Raw genomic sequence first — 5,093 nt, 5'->3', positions numbered from 1 at the left:
GACGAGCAGCGCGCGCAGAAACGTGCGTGGCTCGCGGGCATGGCCATGGACCCCAGTTGCGCGTTGCTGGATCTCGCCGGTCTGTGCGCCTTGTTGAGCGAGAACGGGGTTCGTTGAACGGAGTTCTGAACGCCACGTCTGTCTGGGCATGGACAGGTAGGCGTGGGGCTGGCGGTGGATTGAGCCTGGCATTTCACGATTAGCAAGGAAATACCCTAAATTTGCATTCGTAATCCAGAGGGGGAGGCATTACGATGACTAGGCCGCATAACAAGCGGGAGGCCTAAAAATGGCTGCGCCGCGTGACTTGCTGCAGCGCCTGTTCGAGTACATCGAAGAACAGGTGAAGGAAATCGACCCACGAGGCTTTCAGCTCTCGAAGCAGGCGGGCTTCCGGTGCAGCCCTGAGGACGTCGCCGGCCTCACCGGCGTCAGCATGGACCTCCAACTGGAGGGCGACCACATCTGGCTGAAGGTCGATCGCTTGGAGGCTGGCAAGCCTCCCGCACTCCCCCCGGCGCTTCAGGGCCTTTGCCGGCCAAGCTCGGATCCATCAGGTCACATGCCCGTCCTAGATGAAGCCGCGCTTCAGCACCGCATCCATGTCGAATTAACTGACACGCCGGAAGATCAACGGGTCGCCTTCGAAGCCAAGATCCGTGCACGCGCCAGCGAAGGTCTTCGCGAATACACCGACCTTTGGAAATCTTGGGCGGAGGGCGAGAAGCCCCGCCGGAAGGCCATCTCTCTTTACGGGGACATCTTTGAGATCAAGCATCAGCTGGAGGCTGAGGAAACTGCCAAGCCCACCGAGCTGGTCTGGGGCGTAGGCATCGCCACTTGGTCGATGAGCTACGCAGGCGGCGCTTTCCCATTTGTGTACCCGGTGTTGACGCAGGCAGTTGAGGTCTCACTGAACGACCAGACTATGGCCATTGAGCTGCGCCCCCGGGCGTTGGACACGCGCGTCGAGATGGACGCATTCGTGGCCTGCCAGGTGACCGGCGCGGCCGATGTCGAGAAGGCTGCCCGCGAACACCTGGCCAAGCACAAGGATCGCCCCGTCACTCCCTTCGATCCGAGCACCTATTCCGACGTGCTGAAGCTCACGGCGACGAACCTCGACAGCAAGGGCTCGTACCAGGAGGTTCTGGCTGCGCATGCGGCTGTTCCGCCTGCCGGGCAGCACCTAGTCGTAACCGACACCTGGGTTCTGTTTTCCCGCCCTCGCGCCAACAACTACCTGGTCGAAGACCTGAAGCGCCTGCGTGACCGGATTGCCAGCGGGTGCGACATCCCTGGCGGACCGCTGGCATTGGTGTCTCCGCCGTCGGACACGCCGATCGAATATGAGGCCGTCAACTTCCGTGGCATCTCCAGCCGCGGCAGCTACGAAGGCGACAGCAAGCCGCAGGAGTTGTACTTCCCGCTGCCCTACAACCGCGAGCAGGTCACCATCGCGCAGCGCCTCGAGCGCGCCGCCGGCGTGACCGTGCAAGGGCCGCCCGGAACCGGCAAGACCCATACAATCGCCAACATCATCTGCCACTACCTCGCCACGGGCCGCAGGGTGCTGGTGACGTCGCGAGGCGAGCCGGCGCTTGAAGTGCTGCAGTCGAAAATCCCTGAGGAAGTGCGTGACCTGACGGTGGCGCTTCTCACCAGCGATCGTGAGAGCGTCCGCCAGTTTCAGGCCTCGATTCAGGCCATCCAGCACAAGGTGTCCCAGATCAACCCCGAGGAGGCGCGAGAGCAGCTCAGCATCCTCCATCAGGCCATCGACCGCGCGCACGCCGAGCTGTCGACGATCGACCGGCGGGTGGACGAGATCGCCATCGACCAGCTCTCCGAGATCGAGGTGGACGGTGCCCCGATGCGCGCCCAGAATCTGGCCGAGCTGGTGGTATGCGGACAGGGGAATTTCGCCTGGTTCGGCGACACGCTCTCGCTCACGTCCGAGCAGGCGCCGCCCCTCACGGAAAGCGATGCCGGCGCGCTGCGCGAGAGTCGTCGCAAGCTTGGCGCAGATCTGTGCTACGTGTCGGCTTCGATCACCTCTGCGGATGACCTGCCCAACCCGAGCGACATCGCCGAGCTGCACAATGCGCTCAGCCAGATGAAGGAGCTCGACGGCCAGGTGGAGAACGGACAGTTGCTCCCGCTGAAGGGCTTGACCGCAGAGGTGCTGCAGTCGGCCCGTGAACTGTTGGCAGGTCTTGACGAGGCCCTGGCCCTTGCCGAGGAGCTTGAGGCCACCGGTGGTGGCTGGCCGATGGAACTGCGGATGCGGTGCCGCGTTCCGTCCTTCGCCTCCGAGCGCCAAGCCCTGGAGATGCTGTTCTCTGATGTCGACCATTTGGTCCAGGCGCGGGCCGAGTTTCTCATCAAGCCGATCGAATTCCCGAGCGAAGGCCTGACAAACCCAAAGGTGCTGGAGGCGGTTACGCGCGCAGTGGAGACCGGCAAGCCGTTCGGGCTGATCTCCTTCGGAGCGGGTGACGCCAAGGCCCTGCTGTCCTCAATCCGAGTCGCCGGCCTCGCCCCCAAAGGCAACGGCGACTGGGAGCACATCCAGCTCTACATCGCCTTGCACGGGCGGGTCACCTCGTTCCTGGCGCGCTGGAACCAGTTCGCGGACACGCTTTCGGTGCCCAGACTCAGCGGCGGGGTTGAGTCCCTGCGCGAGATCGAACTGATCGCGGTGGCAGCCCGAAAGGCGCACACGCTTGCCATGACATACGATGCGACGCTCCCTGGGCAGGCCGAGGCCGTCTTCGAGCATGTGCCTGCGGCGGATCTGATTGGAGGCTCCAACGAACTGAAGGGTGTCCGGAAGCACCTGATCAGCCACCTGACTCGAGCGGAACTATCGAGAGCAGCCACCAAGCTGAGCACGCTGCAGGAGAAGCTGGCCGGTAAGACCGGGCCAGTGTCCGATGCGCTCCTTGCCTTCGTTGACCAGGAACTCGGCAACCCGAGCCTCGAAGCAAGCCGCGTTGCCGCCCGGTTTGCCGAACTGGTCATAGAGCTGCGCCGCATCGCAGGGCTGGCCACTGAGCTGGCGTGCGTCCGCGACAGCGCCAGCCGTCTGGAAAAGGCCGGCGCTGCAAAGCTCGCGGCCCGGGTTCGCACCAACCCTGTGGCCAGCACGGGCGAGGACACGGCCTTCCCGGCATCCTGGCGCCAGGCCTGGCAGTGGGCGCGCATGAAGTCACACCTCGACAGCATCGAGGCGCGCGAGGAGCTGATGTCCCTGGCTGCCAGGCGGCGGAACCTAGAGGGCGGCCTTTCGAAGCTGTACAAGGACATGGTTTCCAAGGCTGCCTGGCTTGCCACCAAGCGCAATTCAACGCCCAAGGTGCTGCAGGCCCTGGCAGGCTATGCGACCGCCATTCGCAAGATCGGCATGGGCACGGGGCCGAATGCTGTCCGCTACCGCCGAGACGCGCGCGAGTCGATGTTGGACGCCGCCGGCGCGGTGCCATGCTGGATCATGAGCCACGCCAAGATTTCCGAGTCGATGCCGCCGGACATCGGGGCCTTCGATCTAGTCATCGTGGACGAGGCCAGCCAATCGGACCTGTGGGCGCTGCCGGCGATTGTTCGGGGCAAGAAGATCCTGGTGGTTGGCGACGACAAGCAGGTTTCCCCGGATGCTGGTTTCGTCTCCAGCCAGCGCATTGACGAGCTGAAGCACCGGTTCCTCGAGGAGCAGCCCTACGGCATCGAGATGACCCCGGAGAAGTCGCTCTATGAACTTGCTGCTCGGGTCTTCGCGGCCGAGCAGGTGATGCTGCGCGAGCACTTCCGCTGCGTGCCACCGATCATCGCCTACTCGAACTGGACCTTCTACAAGAATGGCATCCAGCCGCTGCGGATTCCCAAAGCCTCCGAGCGCATTGATCCGCCCCTAGTGGACATCTACGTGCCGGGCGGAGTCCGTGACCGCCATGACTGCAACGTGCTGGAAGCCGACGCCATCGCGGAAGAGATCGCGGCCATCCTCGAGGACGAGCAGCACGCCGGTCGCACGCTGGGCGTTGTTTCCCTCCTCGGAATGGAGCAGGCCAAGTACATCGACGAGGTAGTTCGGGCCCGCTGCCCGGCTGCCGAGCTGATGCACCGGAAGTTCGAGTGCGGCGACGCCCGGATCTTCCAAGGGAGCGAGCGAGACATCATGTTCCTCTCCATGGTAGTCGATCCAAGTCGCAGCAAGGCGGTGTCAGGCAACATGTTCGAGCAGCGCTTCAACGTGGCCGCCAGCCGGGCGCGCGACCGGATGTACTTGGTGCGCTCGGTGACCGGCGGCCAGCTGTCTGACAAGGATCTGCGACTGACGCTTCTGCGCCACTTCGACAAGCCCTTGATCGCCGAGAGCCCTGACGCCAGCCGCTCCCTCATCGACCTGTGTGAGTCGGGGTTTGAGAAGGACGTGTACACCCACCTGACGAAGGCGGGCTACCGGGTGATCCCTCAGGTCAAGTCCGGGGCATATCGGATCGATATGGTTGTTGAGGGCGCCAGCGATACGCGCCTGGCTGTTGAGTGCGATGGAGACGAATACCACGGGCCTGACCGCTGGCAACAGGACATGAACCGGCAGCGAGTGCTGGAGCGCGCGGGATGGACGTTCTGGCGATGCTTCGCGTCGACTTGGACGCTCCGCAAGGAGGAGGTGTTCGGCGAACTGGTCGAGCGGCTGGCGGCGATAGGGATTGAACCGCTGGGAGCCCTGGAGCGGGCGCCTAGCATTGTGGAGAAGCGCACGTGGAAGCCTGCCTCCGAAGAGGGCGGCGAGATCAATGCGGTGGCGAACGCTACAAAGGATCTAACAGCTGCGGTGAACAAATGACCTACGGCTTGGAGGTCAAGCGTTCGCATAGGTTTCAGGCGTCGTCCACGCAGTCTTGGTATCCGTCGGCTCAGTCGGCGTCGTTGGTGTTCGTGCATGCCGGCATCCCCGGCGGCATGCGTCCGGCGCTGGCGTAGACCATGGCCAGCACGGCGGCCACGGCGGTGTACAACTCCGGCGGGATGGCGTCGTCCAGACGCACCTGCGCGAGCAGGCCGGTCAGCAGCGGGTCGCGGTGGCG

Annotated in this window: 1 protein-coding gene; it reads left to right on the top strand. The window is 64.1% G+C overall.

Annotation, left to right across the window (positions count from 1 at the left end; translation table 11 throughout):
• The first annotated feature begins 289 nt into the window (after positions 1-289).
• Positions 290-4,852: an AAA domain-containing protein gene (locus AC2VLV_RS11165; protein ID WP_486990049.1), complete on the top strand. Its 4,563-nt coding sequence runs from the start codon at positions 290-292 to the stop codon at positions 4,850-4,852.
• Positions 4,853-5,093: the final 241 nt, after the last annotated feature.

The sequence above is a fragment of the Thiomonas sp. TH-17 genome (genome assembly GCF_057473305.1).
The sequence above is the reverse complement of the archived record's forward strand: the minus strand, read 5'-3'. Positions and strand labels throughout refer to the sequence as shown.